Source organism: Pandoraea sp. B-6, from assembly GCF_000282835.1.
GTDB lineage: Bacteria > Pseudomonadota > Gammaproteobacteria > Burkholderiales > Burkholderiaceae > Pandoraea > Pandoraea cepalis.
Genome location: NZ_KB290492.1, coordinates 1 through 15,939, shown reverse-complemented (window position 1 = coordinate 15,939; position 15,939 = coordinate 1). Strand labels below are relative to the sequence as shown.

Sequence of the window (15,939 nt, the reverse complement as noted above, 5' to 3'; positions counted from 1 at the left end):
TCAGCCCGCCGGCAAATGAGATTTTCACGTCGTCGCCCCCCTCTAACTGGCGTTTCAGATCACCAACCGTCAGTTCACTTATATTGTTCCCAGTTTAAACGCTTGATTGGAAGAAATCCGCTAGCTGGCAAATAGCACCGCAATACTCGTTTTCGGCCTTCGAACGGCGTGGAGCGTTGGTTGCTCCCGTCGCGTTAAGGCGCCCAGTCGTCGCGTCCTGGGTCCGCCTTTCTTTCGGAAACGAAAATGACGGGATCGTATGCCCAACGGATACGATAACGTCGTCGCCAGCACGACGGGCTCTGCACGGCAACACGTTCGTATGACTGTGGAATACTAAACCGGATTGCTCGACGGCTTCTTTGGCATCATTGCCGCATTCGCTTGTTTCCTGATAATGTTCTGCGCGAGAGCGACGAGGTTTACCCAATCAAAATACAGAATTCCTATGGGACCGAGCGGCGAGGCCAAATCCACCGTGCGTGCACCGAGCGCGCCTAACCCGGCAACGAAACGCAATACCAGCGACCCAGGCGACGCCACGGAGCGCAATTTCCGGTATCAGCACGCGTTCGGGGTCATGCTTATGGTTGCGACCGGGCTCGGAACGCGACCGTACACCGCGCTGTGGTGCGAACATCATGAGGACTTTCTCGCCGAGGACAACCAGGGCGTCTTTGATGCATACCAGATCAAGACATCACGCCCTGAACGCGGCGCCTGGGACCTGGCCGAAGGCGAACTAACGAGGTCGATCGGGCGTTTCGTTGACCTCATAGCGGAATTCGGCGATCGGATTGGTCAAGTCTACTTCGTCTCCAATACAGAGTTCGACGAGCCAACGCCGGCGAGCACCAACCAGAAACGACGCGGGCGCAGCCCGCGTCTATTCCTTGAGCATATCCGCCAGCGTCCGAGCAGGGCTGAAATATCATCGCCCTTTGATGCTGTCACGGATCGGCGTAATGGAGCCGGGGAAGATCGGCGTAAAGGCGCCACCTGGAAGGGTTCGGAAACGCGGTTTCGAACGCCGTCAAGAATGCTAGTTTTTGGCCCGTTTTTCAATGCCTAAAACGGGTGCTTGCGGCATGTTTTTCGGCACGCGGTAACTGTCGCCCTCGAGGATGATCCGGTAGGCGCCGTGACGCAGCCGATCGAGTGTGGCGGCGCCGAGCATGCGGTTGGCTGGAAACGCGTTTCCCCACTCGCTGAAGTCCAAATTGCTCGTGAGGACGAGCGAACCACGCCGCTCATATCGTTCGGCGACGAGGTCATGAAACGCTTCGTCGTGAGGCGCCGTAATGGGCTTCAGGGCGAAGTCGTCGACGATGATCAGCGGCACGCGTACGAGTTGCTGCAAACGACGCTCGTAATTGCCGACGGCACGCGCGGCGTGCAGCATGTTGAGCAACTTGGTTTGCGTGAGGAACAGGACGTCATGCCCCTGGCGAGCTGCACAATGGCCCAATGCCTGCGCTAGATGCGACTTGCCGACGCCGGTGGGACCTGCGATCAGCACGTTGGCGTTCTCTTGCAGGTAGCGGCCGGTGGCCAGATCCTGGATGACGGCGCGATTCAGCTTGGGAAGCCTGTCGAAGTCGAACGATTCGAGCGTCTTGCCAGGCCGGAAGCTGGCACGCGCCAGCCGCGTGTTCAGCTTTTTGTGCTCGCGCCGGGCGAGTTCATCCTGGATCAGCAGCGCGAGGAAATCGGTGTAGGCGAGCTTGCCGTCGATGGCCTGACGATTGCGTTGCTCGAGCGAATCAAGAATGCCGGACAGCCGCAGTTGTTTGAGCATCGGGCTCAGTTCGGGAATCGGGTTCATAGTGGGTCCTCAGTGGCTCATCATGGAAGGCAGGTCACGGCAGAAGCGGCCGCCGCGGGCGTAGGTGTCGCCAAGGTCAATTAGTTCGGGCTGCGCGGACTCGGTCAGTTGATCCAGGCCCTTATCGAGGATCGTCTTGATGGTGCGATATCTAGGACTACTAAACGAGATCGCGCGGTGACAGGCGGCTTCGAGTCGAGCCGCACCGACCTTGGCCTCGAGCCGCAAGATGCCCTGCGCACCGCGCAGGTTGACCAGCACCTGATCGTTGAACAACGCAAGGACGACGGCGTGGCAAGCGGCGCCGATACGCTTCGCTTCGGCCAAACACCACTGCGGGTCATGCATCTGCCAGGCTTGAGCTTCGGGCGGCAGATGATCGCGCACGGTCGAGCGAGCGCCGGCGCGATGCAGCCGTGAATGTGCGGCAACCAGTTCATGCTCGCGGAACAACTGCACGGTGGTGTCCGTCGCCTTAAGCCAAAGCGTCTGCCCCACGAGCTTGCAGGGCGCCGAGTACAGCCCCTTATGGAATTGCACGTGGCAGTCGCGATGTACGCCGACCTTGGCCCACTCGGCCAACACCGGCGGCACGTCGGGCAACGCGTTCAGCAACGGCTTCTCGAGCGCAAAGCGCCCCAACGGCTGTTCGCGTGTCGTACCGTGCACTCGGTTGCCCGCCTCGCTCATGACCCACTCATGCAACTGACGGTTGGCGTCGGGCAGGTCACGGAACGTACGCAGTGGTAGGAAGGACTTCTTGATGTACTTGACGCCCGATTCGACGATCCCCTTCTTCTGCGGGTCGTGCGGCGGGCATGGGTCGATCTTGAAGCCGTATCCCTCGGCCAGCTCGGCGTATGAGCGCTGCACCTGCGGGTCATACATGCAGGCTCGCGTGATGGCGCACTTCGCGTTGTCGATGATCAGCCGTGCGGGAACTGCACCCCACCAGTTGAACGCCCGGCGGTGGCAAGCGAGCCACGTCGCCACGGTTTGATCGAACACGAGCTCGGCGTATTGATGGCGAGACCAGCACAGTGTCGCGACGAAGAACCACGTCTTGACCGGCTTGCCGGCGGCGTCGAGCAGTGGCGGTCCGGCGCCGAAGTCGATCTGCGCGGCGTCAGCCGGCGCGAAATCGAGAACAGTCGTAGCCTTTACGCCGCGCTCAACGCTCAGCGCCTGTAGGAAGCGGCGCACGGCCGAGTAGCTGCCGGTATAGCCGTGATTGCGCTGAAGCGCGCTATGGATCGTGGTGCCTTGAATGTCGGTGTTGAACCATTGCGTGATCAACTCGCGAAATGGCTCCAGCGTCGATACGCAGGTGCGCGGCAGTTGCGGATTGCGGCCGAACATGGCGGCCAGCACGGCGTCTTCCGGCATTGGCCGCGCGGGGTTGAGCCAATCGTGCTGGAGGGCGGCGTCGCGGATGGTCGCTAACTTCTTGCGGCCCATCAGCCCGGCGCGGGCGATGTCTCGGTCGGAATCGCCCTGACGCATGCGCGCGAGGACTTGGCGGTACTCAAACACTTCGAACCTCCTGTTACCCACGGCCCCTCCGAGCAAAAGCTCGAAGGGTAACCAGTTGATGGAAGTTCGAAACGCGTTCCGATTACGGCGTCGGTGGCGCCATTACGCCGATCATCGGCTGGCGCCTTTACGGCGATCCTGAAGTGGCGCCATTACGGCGATCATCCGCTGGCTCTATTACGCCGATCCTGAGGTGGCTCCAATACGCCGATCCCGGTTTGGCTCCATAGCGGCGATCATTGACAGATGCTGCCTTCGACGAACTACTGGCCACCTGCGGCTGTGAGGTTGACGAATTGCTGCTCACCCTGCACCGCATGGATTTGATTCTCGGTCCGTCGCGTGGCGAGTTCGATGCCGCGTTGTCACACGAACACATTGCCCGGCTGCCGATCTGTCGCAAGTTTATCGCTGAAGAGCTCGATACATTCAGGGACAGCCTGGTTGCACTTGTTCATCGGGCTGCGTCCCTGCAGGTGAGCGACCCCATCAGGCATCTGCGTGCACTCATCGATCCGGTAGATCCCGATCCAGTCCTGCTGGCGAAGCGTATCGACATCGAACAGGCGCTACTGGCTGTACCTTCGTCAGCCGGGAGGCCTTCCTTCAGGTTTCCGGGCAAACCAACGATCGATCTCAATGTCGGCCTGAAAACCAGCGTGCTTGAACAAAAGCTCGTTGCCGCTGGATTGTCTGAGGATGTTGACTACATGCTTGCGCGAGCACGTGCGGCCGAATATAACCTGCTCGAAGAAGCAACCCGATACCCTGAAACATTCCCCGAGCGACTCCAGCAGATTGAGCAGCGCGTGCATGGCGAACTGTCTGAAGCCAATCTTCGCGCGCGCCAGCGAGGGATACCGTACGGTCCCCCGATGCTGATTGACGTTCAGGACCGTCTGCGACACCTTGCCTCGCAGCACGCGCGCGAAGTCTGCAACCAGAGCTACGAGTGCCTTGTCGGCGTCGCAGGCCTGCTGACCGGGGAATGCCGGGCATGGTGGAGTCCACGGTTTCCGGTCAGTTCGGACACGCCATGAACGAAGGCGATCCGATACAGCGCCGCCGTGATGCTCCTCCTTATGCCGAGCGATTCCGATGAGTCTGCGCCTGATCAAAGCGGTTGCCGAAACCGAAAATATGGATGATTTTCATCTCGCGCGCCTGCTGGTGTTACTGGGGAGCGCCGATGCCAGAAAATCAACGGCACTCACGAAAGCGAAAGCCGTGGAAGGCATCACCAAGCTCGCCAAACTTGACTTCCTGCTGCGCTACCCCACCCGCCTGGAGCGCGCATTATCCAAGCTCGGGCTGGATGCCAGCGTCGCAGATGTCCACCCGCGTGAGCGCACCTCAATTGAGACGAAGATGGTCCGATTCCGTTACGGCCCCTGGGATGGACGCTATCGGCGCTGGCTCGGCCTGCTGGCCGCACGCGGCCTCATTACCCTTGGCCTGCAGGGTAATACCGTGCAAATTGGACTCACGCCCGCTGGCCGCGAACTTGCCGAAGGATTTCGCACCGATCGCATGTACTCGGACCTGTCTCGACGTGCCGACATCGTCCTCAAGTCAGTTGGTGCCATGTCGGCAACCCGGCTCAAGGATTTCGTCTACGAGGCGATTCCTGAAATCGTGGACATGAAATGGGGCGAAGAAATTCAACCCTATTGATCAACTCCCCATGAACGCTTGCGTTTGATCCAGGACGTGTACAGGCATGAAATTCCGCTTGCTATCTCTCACCCTCGCGTTGCGGCGAGACACCGTCAAAATCGAATTTGCCGACGTCAGCTACTTCTGGGGGCAAATGGGCGCGGGCAAGACCAGTATCGTTCGACTGGTCGACTACTGCCTCGGCGGTAACATCCAGTTGACGCCCGCCATGCAGAATGAATTCGAGGGCGCGACACTCGAGTTGATTCTGGCAGGCGGCACGCTTCTCATCGAGCGTCCTCGCGACGCAGACCGAGTCATCGCAACATGGAGCGAAGATGGCAGCGACTACCAGTTGACCCTCCCGGCGCGCAAGGCGGAAGGCGAAGTACTGCCCGGCACCGATGTCGAGAACCTCTCCGACCTCCTGTTCAGGTTCTCAGGCATCAAGCCGCCCAAAGTCCGCAAAAGCAAGCTCAAGGAGGACAGCGACAGCGCTCGCCTCTCGATACGCGATCTGCTGTGGTACTGCTACCTGGATCAGGATGAAATCGACAGCTCCTTCTTTTATCTCGACGAAGATGCGCCGTTCTACATGCGTAACAAGAGTCGCGATGTGTTGCGATATGTGGTCGGTTTCCATGACGAGCACGTCGCCGAACTCGAGGCACAACTCGATCAGCTCCGCGGCGAGCGACAGGCACTGAATGCCACAATTGGGGGACTTGCCGGCGTACTGGCGGACACAGGAGTCGAGTCGGAGCACTAGATTCAGACCCGTATCACCCACCTTCGCTCACGCGCCGCCGATCTCGGCAATCAGATCGACAGTGCCCGCGCGTTGGCCGACAGCGAAAGACAGACGACGCACGCTGCAGACACTCTGCGTGAGCAGGCGCGCTCACTCGGCGAGGAACTCGCGCGCATCGATGAGCAATGCGCAAGTCTTTCTGAAACACGGGAACGTGACCAGCGACATCTTCACGAGATCGAAACCCTGACGCTGAAATTTCGACGATCAGTCTCGGCGAAAGCCATCCTCACCGGTGTCGCGTTTCATTCCTGTCCACGCTGCACACAAATGCTGCCCGAACGTGCAATCGGATGTTGTAGCGTCTGCGGACAGACGGACAACGTTGACGCCATCGACCCAACTGAGATGGCGCTCGTCGAGCGTGATGTCAGGGCGCGGATCACAGATTTGACGGCTGTGCTGGCGCACACCGACAATGAACTGTCGACATTACGCATCAGGCGGGACAACATCCTGAAGCGCAAGGACCACATTGAGCGTGAACGCAATGAAGCGCTGTCCCGTTATGACACGGCGTATCTTTCAACCGTGATCGCCTACGAGCGCGAACGAGCCGCCTTTCTGCAGGAAGCGGATAATCTCGCCGGCTTTGCGCGACTGCCCCGGATGCTCGAACAGCAGCGTGCCCTGCTTGCGGACATCGTCGCGCGCGAACAAACCGTCCGGGAGCAGCTCAAGGCTGCACGCGCTGCGTCCCAAAGCGATACGACCAATCTCGACCGGCTGAAGGTTCTCTTTCTCGACTGCCTGGTTCGCGCTGGTGTACCAGGCATCACCCGGGAAGATCGCGTCGAGATACCGTTGCCCTCATTCTTCCCCGCAGTGTACGGATCAGAACCGGGAGATCATGCTGTTACCAGCTTCGCAACACTGAGCAGCGGCGGCAAGAAGACGCTGTTCAAATGTTGCTTCGCCGTTGCCGTGCATCGACTGACTGCCGAGCTCGGCGCGCCATTACCTGAGCTCCTGATCATCGACTCACCGATGAAAAACATCAGCGAGCGTGAAAATCGCACGCAGTTTGAGGGGTTCTACCGCATGCTCTATGAGCTTGAGCAGTCCGAGTTTCGCGGCATCCAGCTCGTACTGATCGACAAGGAGTTCTCGCCTCCCGCACTTGCGTACGACTTCACGCTTATCGAACGACACATGCGCCCGGCCGACCGCGAGTTCCCGCCGCTCATCCCATACTACAGCGGTAAATAACCCGCCCGTGAAGGCGTACGCCGCGATGCAATGCGGAGCGCCCCTGGCGGGAGGCACCGGAACGGTCAGTGCCAACGATTGAAACACGTCCTACGTCTATCCTGCCGCGCAGACCTGGTTCTGGATTTCCGGCGATCGCTGCGACATCGCCTCATACCTAACCGTCGCAGTTGGTCGACGCGTTTTAACCGCCTACCATCAAGAGCAGACCCAGCAACGCTGACGGCTGTCCTTGCAGCTTCTCGACCGCGACGGTGACCACGTCCTGAGCGTCCGCTTTCTTCAGCTTCAGCCGTCCGGTCGCAAGCGCGGCGGCAAACTCCAGCGCGGCCGCACCATAGGGGTGAGCATGGCGCGCAAAAATCTTGATGAGAAACTCTTTCATCAAGGTACTCAGGTGCGGGCTGGCAGAGTAATCGAGTTCGGACGGGTGTGCCGCCCGTAGTATGCATGCCTGCAGCAGGTTGTCGTTGAACCTCAGGAAGTTTTCGGGCGCGAGCACGACGGACTCGTACCCTGTAGGGCGAAGCTGGTTCGATGCGATCTTCAGGTCACGTGCAGCCTGAAGCACGGACGACACGGCGAGGTAGGTCGTCGCGGGCGTCACCTCGGCAAGCCGGTCCTTGAAGGCATCACCAAAAAACAGAAAACCGTCTGAAAGACCCAGCGCTGCCCCGTCACTCTTCGGTAAAAAGTCGTTATAGGCCACGTCGACGGCCTTGGACAACGCAGTCAGCGCCTCCTCAGCGGTCGCGGCGTCGAGGCCTGTCGGTAGAGCAGCCAGTTCAGCTCGCGCGGTAAGTTCGACCAGATCGCGCCAGGCACTGTCGCTGCCATCCGGACCTATTGGCAGGACCAGCCAGGATGAGAATCCATAACGGCGATGCGTCGTGTTCCGTTCGAGGAACTGACGTAACCTCTCCCAGGCTTCCCCGGTCTGCGGCAGCCCAACACCGACGAGAAAATGACGGGGAAGCGCCGGCGATACAAACTCTCGCAGATCCCGGCTGATCTCGCGCAGCAGCCCACCGTCGCCAGCGACCGCAGTGACCACGAGTACCCCTTGCGCAGCCGAAAGCGAAGCGGCATCCAGATCGCGATATCCAATGATTCTGGGGCGCGCTCCTTTGGCCCGTTCGATGATATCGGCGGCCAGCGCTGCTACTGACTCCGATCCGACGTCGTTTGTGAAGACGATGTGATCGGTGGCAATTGAAACGCTCCACGGAATTTCAGCTTGGAGCCAGTCATGAAAATTTTGACGTGCGGCGACCCGGTCAGCATCGATACATACCAGCTTGGAAGCGCTTCGCCCCGCCGGCACGTGATTGATGGCTCGTGTGCCGCCGATACCGAACTCTTTGAGAACCCTGATCAGATCCTTCGGCGTATGCGGTTGCCCCAAGGTCACCGCACGCGGCGGTTTCGCCTTGGAGGAAAAGTGCTCGCCAACAAGCTCGATTTCAGTTTCAGTGCCATTGGCGAGATGTGCGCCGTAGATGTCATCGACCATATCAAGCGGTATCAGCACCGTCCCCTTCCGCTCCGCAGCGCTTACATCGATAAGCGTCAGCACCCGCTTGTCATCAAACCCCTGATTCTCGCAAAGTTTCCGCGCCATCCCCCCGGTGGTCGACGCCGAGATGACTACAACATACGGCTCGCTCGGAGGGGAGAGCTCGCTCAAGGCACCATACGAGTGAAAACTGTGAATACGTGCGGTTGCACCGGCAAAATCCAGTGCCTCACGGACGAACGGATAGATGCTCATCGTGTCCACGAACACGGTTTGCACGTCGCTCAGCAACCCGGGCGAGAGCGCCCGGCTCAGGGACCGCCCAAGGAAGCACAGTTCGGGTTCACTGACGGGCAGTTCGCGCGCCTGGATGAACACCTTGTTGATCGTGCCGGAAGGATGCTTGAACACGTGCCCCGCCGGCGCCACCTGGACCACCGGATTGTCCTTTACCAGTTGCCGCAGCCCCTGCTCGCAAAAATCGTCGACAGGCAGGTCGAACGGAGACGGAGACGGCTGCGCATGCTCCGATGTTTCGAGCCTCAGCCCGTGCGCGTCCCAAGCGAAGAAGTAATAGCTCTTGACGTAGTGAACACCTTCCCGCGCACCACGCGCCATGAAGTTATTACGCTGGTCAGTCGAAGTCGACCAGTATCCGCAGAGACGCTGGGACATAGTGGGACTGGACAGGATGACCACGCAATCTGGCAGCGTCTCGGACAGCTTCAGTGCCGTCTGCAGTTCATCGAAGAATTCCAGGTCAGTGATTGGCGACCGGTCATCGAAAACGATGCACCTCGCGTCGATCGCCGCCCCCGAGCTTCGACACGTCCCCGAAGCCATAAAGGAATATGAATTTTTCATGGAGTTTTGCGCAACGGAACAAGCAGCGTAATGACGGCGCCTGTTACCGGGGCGAGTTCATCGCGCGCCCAGTCTGAAAACTCGAAAAGGTCGCGGTCTTCGCCCTGATCGAATACGTTGAACACCGCGTGTCGCCCCGAACGGATCCTCAGCAATCCCCCAATCTGCTTCAGCTCGGACAGCACCGCTGGCAAGCCGCCGCCCGCGCCAGCCTCGCGTTTGGTGGTCACATTCTTCCGCAGACAGCTCAACAGGGCCACCCGCTCATCGGCACGGGTGAGTTCTTCGGTCGCGCGCCCCGTCGCCCGGCTGGCAAAGCCGGGGCCCGAATCAAAGAAACTCAGCTGAAGGCAACGCAAGGCACGGGATGCACCGCCACGGGCCGGTGCCAGTTCCTCGTCCCAGAATCTCGCCAGCCTCGGATGCCCGTGAAAATCCCGGGCAAACATCGCTTCGTCCATCTGTGTCCAGCTGACGATCAATCCCTCTACATGTGCAGGATAGAAAGCGCCGCGATGGTCCCGGATCGCGTGTTCCTGGGTGTTTCCAAACAGTTCACTTGCAAAAATGCTGCAGGCCTTCAGAAAGCTGTCCGGCACCAGGCTCGCGTCGTCCTTGCTGATCTGCTCGCTAAGCGCGCGAAGCAGCTGATGCATTCCCTCGCTCTTCTTCACGGCTTCCGGTCTGCGCGCCGAAAAAAGCGGGCGCAGGTACTGGACCCGGGATCCACTCACGCAGGTCAGGTCGATACATCTCCCTTTGATGATTCGAGACAATTCCTGGGCGTCCGAATCTTGCATCTTCTCCGCGGCACGCGCCAGCGCGACCCGTCGCGGCACAACAGTTTCCCCAACCTTGACCCCTTCGGCCAATCTTAGTGCTGCAATACCGGGAGCGTAGTCACACAGCTCCGACAACACCGTCTCGACGTTGTTTGCTGAATGAAAATGAAGATAGGGATTCTGGGAAGAACGCGCCCAGGTCAGCAGCAATTGAAGGCGTGCGGCATCATGCATTGCCCCCTTACGCTTTCCGATACTGTCCTTGTTCAATTGCAGCGGAGCGCCGGCACTGTCGCGCACAAGGCGCAAAGCCGCCTCCATATCGCCAAGCGTGTCCAGCTCCGAAATGACCAATGGATTCATCTGATGTGCACCAAGCAAGAATGTGTCAGCCACTGCCCGCCAGCCATCAGTCGCTACCGGAGCGAGCTTCGCTGGCGGCAAACAGTTGCCTGATTTTTGGCTCTGGTTTCCAGTAGTTCGGGCCTTTAAGGAATTTCCCGTTAGCGTCGTAGATGGGATTACCATCCGCGCCGAGCTTGCTCTCGTTGCTGTCCATGATGATATCCAGCACCTGCTCCAGGGGGATTCCGTATTTGAGCGCCTCGGAACGACAGTAAACGATCACGTCACCCAGCAGATCGGCGATGGCGACAGCGATATCGAGTTTGTCCCCGCCACTGTCGGCTGCGTTGACAATGTCATCGATCTCATGCACCTCGTCGAGCAAAGTCGCCTTGAATTTTTTCAGGCGATCGGATACATCCTCGGGAACAACGGGTACGTCATGCGCCGGAAGTCGATACATGGCGTTCATCAGGGCTATTCTTTGCGCGAAAGTCTTCTGCATGATACGGCTCCAGGATTCTGAAATCTGTCCGCATAGCGGGTGCACCGGGTCAACAATATCCGGCCAGTTGAGCATCTTACAATGCCGGCGATTGACCACCACAATCCCGCCGTGGCAGATCCGCCGCACGTCTGTCCCGGGTGACAATCGGCGCTGCGCCCCCAACCCAGATGGCGGCAATGCCGCATCGGCCGCCTTTCGCGTTGCGGCTGCCGGCGGTCGAACCTAGATCTTCCTCGTCCCAGCCTTGGATGCGGAACCGGAAGTCCATGCGCGGCATCTTGCTGCTCAACGCGTCTCCCCTCGTCGGACGTCAACCCATGTCGTACATTGTCAGACACCCGGTCAGATGGCGCGAGGCTCGGCACTCAATTGGCACCCAGCACGCGGCATTTCAATCCGGTCTGTGATATCACACACAGTGGCCTCCACCACGGTCACAGTTCCGACACCTAACCGTCGCCAACACCCCATCAACGCAATGACATCAGATTACTCTGCTACGTGACGTCTCGTCCCCTCCTTCCCATCGGCAGTCTCACCCGCGGGTTGGATTGTGCGCATCCGCTCATGATCAAAGCGAGGGCGCCCCCGACCGCGATCGTGCGCCTCCCGATGCTTACGCATAGAGATCGGGCTTTCATGCTGCGCGTCGAGCCGCGTCCCCACGTCTCGCCCCTGTCGGGCGTCAATCCCTGGCGCAGCAGTCAACCCGGCTCAACTCCCAGTCTTCCAGTCGTGCCCCTGCCCGGTCAAACTCGCACAACGGCACCGGCAGTTATCAGATGCTCGCGGGCGTGTTCCGGCTATGTTGAGCTGGCAATAGGCGGAACATCCCGGCCAGCATCTGATAGCTGCTCGCGCAGGTGCAACCGAGGACATGGCCCGCACACCTTGACGGCACACGGCCGCGGGCAACAGTTGCGGACAAGGGGATGAAGTCAGGGAATACGGCCGGACAGGCAACGGCCACCTCGATGTGCCGACCCCACGCAAGCGAAGCGCGCTGGCCCCGATCGGGAATCCGGGCCGTAGGCGCCAGCGATGGAAGCCCGGAGGGGGCGAAACTCGCACAGCGAGGTTCGATGCGAAGCACGAGACCACGACAGGCTGTACCGGTAACGCCCTACTCGACTGTTTTTCCAAGTGCTTGCTCTTAATCGGTTTTTTGCGGACAATGAGGTCAAGGCTTCGTCCGCCTGAGCTTCGAGCGGCTCAATCAAGACTGCATCTGCTTCGCCCCATCTTTATTCTTGCCACCACCATGCGATGTCGCCTGGGCGTTGGCCAAGTAATCGCTCGATTGGCCTGCGCTGAGATCAGGAGAATCGTATGCCTATCGGCATTTCCAACCTTGCCCATGCTGTTCGCAAGAACAGCGTCGCTGCGGGTGTACCCGTGCAACTTGGCCATGCGCAACAGCTCGTCGTTGCCGCACTTGGCTACAAGAGTCTTGCTGCCTATCAGGCTGCGCAAACTGCTGCACGAGAACCCCGGCATCTGGATGACGTCTACCACGTTGTGCCCGACTATGACATGCTCGATCGCCGAGCCAACGAACTGGATGCTGCTCCGGCCTCAAGCCAACTGCACGACTTGATCGCAGGAGCATTCAAGGAACGGGCACCTCATGCACGCCCCCATACCTCTCACGCAGACTTCGGCATTTACGTGCGAGAGCATGTGGATCAAGTGGTCCTCGAAGATGGTGGCGTGAACAGCGAGATGGCCAATGCCAACTACGACGGTATTGATGAGGTCTATTTCGACTTCGAGATCGAGTCTCAGACCATCCCTGTTGGCGGGACGCGGAACATCGACCTTGACGGCCATGTGGCCCTGGGCATCGACACCGAGCGCCCCTATTCCGGCCACATGGTGAATGTGAAGGGAACCCTGAGCCTGGAACGGCTGGGTCTTCAGTGTTACGGATCCGTGGACTGCCAAGTCGCCAAAGCGGAACTCGATACCAACTGGGCGGGCGACGATCATGATGCAGAACCGCCTTCGCGCAGCGTGTCCGAAGCCTACGCTGAACTGCTTGGCCTGGAACTGCATGAGGTAGGCGATCTGGTCGATGTAGAAGCGATGGAGCTGGACGGAAACAGCGGTGAAATGACCTACGGCTACCTCCTCGATTTCACGGACTACGCCTCACCCGAGGTGGCGAAGAAAATCTTGCAGCGTCATGCTTCGCTGCGTATCGAAGTCGGCCCCAGTTTCTTCGATCATGTACGCAGCGACGACTGGCCTCGCTGACCAGCAATAAGCGGATCCCGAACGGGATACGCTGTCGGGGTGTCCCGCGACGCCCCGACGCGGGGTTAGACAATCCGTCCTGCCGGCCGCGCACCGCGCGAGTATGCTTCGCTTTCAAGTGACCATACCTGCTGGCGACATCGCCAGCCTCATTCGTGACAACCTGCGAGCACTGCCCGGAAAGCTGGAAGCGGAATGCCCCGAGCGGAGCCTGCAACCGTTTGCGTGTTTTCCAACCCGCTTATCGCCACGTGATGCAGATCTGGACTGACTACATTGAGGGGCTATGCGGAACAACGCTCGCAGCTGGCGCAGTCGATTAAGCTGCTGCTCGGCAAGCTTCCTGCTTTGTCCTCCGTGCCTCCGCTTGCCATAATATGATTCAAACTTTCGACCTACGGATTGAGCCGTGCACTCTGCCCCAGTAAACATACACTCGGCCTCCTCCACAAGCGCCGCACAGCGTGATGCGAGCGCCAGCCAACTGCCCGAGTCTCAGCGATCACTGTTAAATCGACTGCTCGAACAGATGCTGCTCCTGGATGCGGGTGTACCCGCGCTCAAGTTCCGTGCCGAAAACTACCCGGAAGTCGCCACGCTTGATCAACTCGAAGCGGGTGATCTGATCAGACGAGAGAACGATAACTATGTTGTTCGATCGTCTGCCCTGTCTTTCCTGGACGCCGAACCAGCACAGCGCCTGCTGTCAAACATCGAGCGTGTGTATGCCGCTCTTCGTCTGCAGTATCGGCAAACCCAGCAGGCACAGGTTCCCGTTACGTCATTGGCTGCGCAAGCTCGACTTTCAGTCCAGGAAGTGGCTTCAGCGCTGCAGATGATGCTGGATACCTCTTGCTGGTGCGCCGGTTGGACGACCGATATCCGGAAAGAGGACGCCTATGTCTGCCCGGGAGAAGGCATCCTGAAAAACGAAACCTACGCGCAGCTTCTTGATGAAGTGCGTAGCTGGAGCGCACCTCGCGCCTCCTTCGAATCGTTTGAGATCATTCCAGCGATTGACTTCCGCGACCGCGAACCGGAGCGTGACGTGGAGCGCGCGCTGCCGGCGGCACAGGCTGAAGCACTACTATCTGTGAGTTCGGACCTTGAAGGCATGAACTTCGCCCTCAACGAATACTACGACGACCTTGAACCCCAAGGCGTCATCGACTCTGTACTCACCGGGAAAATCAATACGCTGCGCATGTACTGCGAAACAATCGGTTGGCGCGGCCTGGCTGGACGACTGCGAGCGTTGACGCCTCTGCGGGGCAACGCTGTTGAAGCGATGGAGCTCGTCAAAAGCTTCATCGTTCCTGAGGTTCGTCGACTCACCGTCGTGCAGGTGTCGACAAAACCCACGGAGATCAAACAAATGGATGGCGTCATTCGAGCGTGGCCTGCGGCTCGGGCCTGCCTGCAGGAGTTTCGTTTCGATGACATCAAGGAAATAGCCGGTCTTGCCGGATTCGATGTCACGGCCACTGCTCATCTGGTCCAGAAGTCGCAGGGTGGCGCTACCAAGGGCCAGTTGATGTCGGCAATAGACGAGCAGGTCGGAACGATGGACTCAGATGCCAGATACCACTTTCTGACAATCCTGGTCGAAGAAATACTTCGACGACGCTCAGAGATGCAGGAGAAGCTCTCCGAGTATTTGAGCCGACTGGGCTGGTCATTCGTGAATCAGACGCTCGTGCCGCTGAACGTATTTGACACCGGTACGCTGGCAGACACACCCGGCGAATCCCACAAGGACCTTTTGAAGGCAGCGCAACGCCTGCGCGACGGCGACCTGGGCGGCGCCATCTCTGCCGCATGCGGTGCAGTGGACGCTGCCACGTCTAAAGTCTACGAAGAGCGAAGTCTTGGGGATCCGACAAAAGCATCCTTCCAGGAACGGTGCAAACGAGCCGCCCTGGCCAAAGGAGTGATGATTGAACTTGATCGCCAGCTCACTGCGCTAGGATGGACACAAACGGAGGTTTCTCCGTTCAGGAAGAACCTTGAAGGCGCGCTCAACCAGGGAGCCTATGTGATGCAAACACTTCGCTCTCACATGGGCGATGTCCACGGCACCAAACCGATCTTGAGGTCGCTGGTGTTCGACTGCCTGCGATGGGCGGAGCTCATCGTCGGCTCGCTTGTGGAACGCCCACACGCTTTGCAGAAACAGCAGTAGAGGACTCGTTCGTTGGGTCGTCATCGTGCGAGGAACCTGCTTTGGCAGGACACCACCCTTGTCGGGATGGCAAAACCGGCGGCGAACGTCTCCAGCTGCTGTCTGTCAAAATTCATATGGTTTCGGTAGCTGCTATTGCCCGGCGCCTCAGCTCAACAATTTTTGCTACACTTCGGCGGCCGTGATTGTTACCTCGAACAAGAGTTCCGCGTCTGCTAGGCGTGCTTCAACCGTCGTTCGCGCCGGTGCCATCCCAAAGGGTATCCACGACTCCCAGACTTCATTCATCGCCGAGAAGTCGCGCATGTCTCGAAGATGAATCAGCGCGGACAGGATCCGAGAACGATCGCTCCCCGCCTTCTCGAGAAGCGAATCTACACGCGTTAGCGCTTCGCGTGTCTGCTGAGCGACATCGGGAGCGGCAGCTCCCGTTGGACCGGCCAGCCTTTCGT

13 protein-coding genes are annotated in these 15,939 nt (G+C 59.3%); 7 read left to right on the top strand and 6 right to left on the bottom strand.

Going from position 1 to position 15,939, the window contains the following annotated elements:
- Nucleotides 1-346: 346 nt before the first annotated feature.
- Entirely contained in the window at nt 347-1,072 is a 726-nt protein-coding gene (locus A985_RS0103665; protein ID WP_017232058.1) for a dsDNA nuclease domain-containing protein, read from the top strand.
- Here the strand turns inward: A985_RS0103665 and istB are convergent.
- Both istB and istA read right to left on the bottom strand, forming a co-directional pair.
- Entirely contained in the window at nt 1,043-1,825 is a 783-nt protein-coding gene (gene istB / locus A985_RS0103660; RefSeq protein ID WP_017232057.1) for an IS21-like element helper ATPase IstB, read from the bottom strand. The two genes, A985_RS0103665 and istB, sit on opposite strands and share 30 nt — an antisense overlap.
- A gap of 9 nt (nt 1,826-1,834) precedes the next feature.
- Nucleotides 1,835-3,358 (bottom strand): IS21 family transposase, encoded by a 1,524-nt coding sequence (istA, locus tag A985_RS0103655; RefSeq protein WP_017232056.1) that lies wholly within the window; start codon nt 3,356-3,358, stop codon nt 1,835-1,837.
- Nucleotides 3,359-3,597: 239 nt separating this feature from the next.
- Between istA and A985_RS0103650 the strand changes: the two genes are divergently transcribed.
- The 4 genes from A985_RS0103650 (at nt 3,598) to A985_RS0103635 (ending at nt 7,034) form a co-directional block, all read left to right on the top strand.
- Nucleotides 3,598-4,398 (top strand): hypothetical protein, encoded by an 801-nt coding sequence (locus A985_RS0103650; protein ID WP_017232055.1) that lies wholly within the window; start codon nt 3,598-3,600, stop codon nt 4,396-4,398.
- Between the two features lie 58 nt (nt 4,399-4,456).
- The gene (locus A985_RS0103645) at nt 4,457-5,032 is read left to right on the top strand and encodes a hypothetical protein (protein WP_017232054.1); all 576 of its coding nucleotides are present in this window, start codon (nt 4,457-4,459) and stop codon (nt 5,030-5,032) included.
- Between the two features lie 58 nt (nt 5,033-5,090).
- The gene (locus tag A985_RS0103640) at nt 5,091-5,783 is read left to right on the top strand and encodes a hypothetical protein (RefSeq protein ID WP_198288641.1); all 693 of its coding nucleotides are present in this window, start codon (nt 5,091-5,093) and stop codon (nt 5,781-5,783) included.
- Nucleotides 5,784-5,855: 72 nt separating this feature from the next.
- Nucleotides 5,856-7,034: a hypothetical protein gene (locus A985_RS0103635; RefSeq protein ID WP_157211339.1), complete on the top strand. Its 1,179-nt coding sequence runs from the start codon at nt 5,856-5,858 to the stop codon at nt 7,032-7,034.
- Between the two features lie 184 nt (nt 7,035-7,218).
- On the opposite strand, the gene A985_RS0103630 is transcribed toward A985_RS0103635, so the two are convergent.
- Genes A985_RS0103630 through A985_RS0103620 form a run of 3 tightly spaced genes read right to left on the bottom strand, consistent with a single transcriptional unit; the run spans nt 7,219 to nt 11,046 of the window.
- Nucleotides 7,219-9,414 (bottom strand): hypothetical protein, encoded by a 2,196-nt coding sequence (locus A985_RS0103630; protein ID WP_026131617.1) that lies wholly within the window; start codon nt 9,412-9,414, stop codon nt 7,219-7,221.
- A complete protein-coding gene (locus A985_RS0103625; protein ID WP_039829833.1) occupies nt 9,411-10,559 on the bottom strand; it encodes a hypothetical protein in 1,149 nt (382 codons plus the stop codon). Before A985_RS0103625 ends, A985_RS0103630 begins: the two co-directional genes overlap by 4 nt.
- Before the next feature lie 46 nt (nt 10,560-10,605).
- On the bottom strand, nt 10,606-11,046 hold the full coding sequence (locus A985_RS0103620) for a hypothetical protein (protein WP_017232049.1): 441 nt from the start codon (nt 11,044-11,046) through the stop codon (nt 10,606-10,608).
- Nucleotides 11,047-12,378: 1,332 nt separating this feature from the next.
- Between A985_RS0103620 and A985_RS0103615 the strand changes: the two genes are divergently transcribed.
- Both A985_RS0103615 and A985_RS0103610 read left to right on the top strand, forming a co-directional pair.
- Nucleotides 12,379-13,305, top strand: coding sequence for a hypothetical protein (locus A985_RS0103615; protein ID WP_017232048.1), 927 nt, complete (start codon nt 12,379-12,381; stop codon nt 13,303-13,305).
- Between the two features lie 529 nt (nt 13,306-13,834).
- A complete protein-coding gene (locus A985_RS0103610; protein ID WP_017232047.1) occupies nt 13,835-15,487 on the top strand; it encodes a hypothetical protein in 1,653 nt (550 codons plus the stop codon).
- 165 nt (nt 15,488-15,652) lie between these two features.
- On the opposite strand, the gene A985_RS0103605 is transcribed toward A985_RS0103610, so the two are convergent.
- A partial coding sequence (locus A985_RS0103605) for a RidA family protein (protein WP_017232046.1) occupies nt 15,653-15,939 on the bottom strand: 287 nt, incomplete at its 5' end.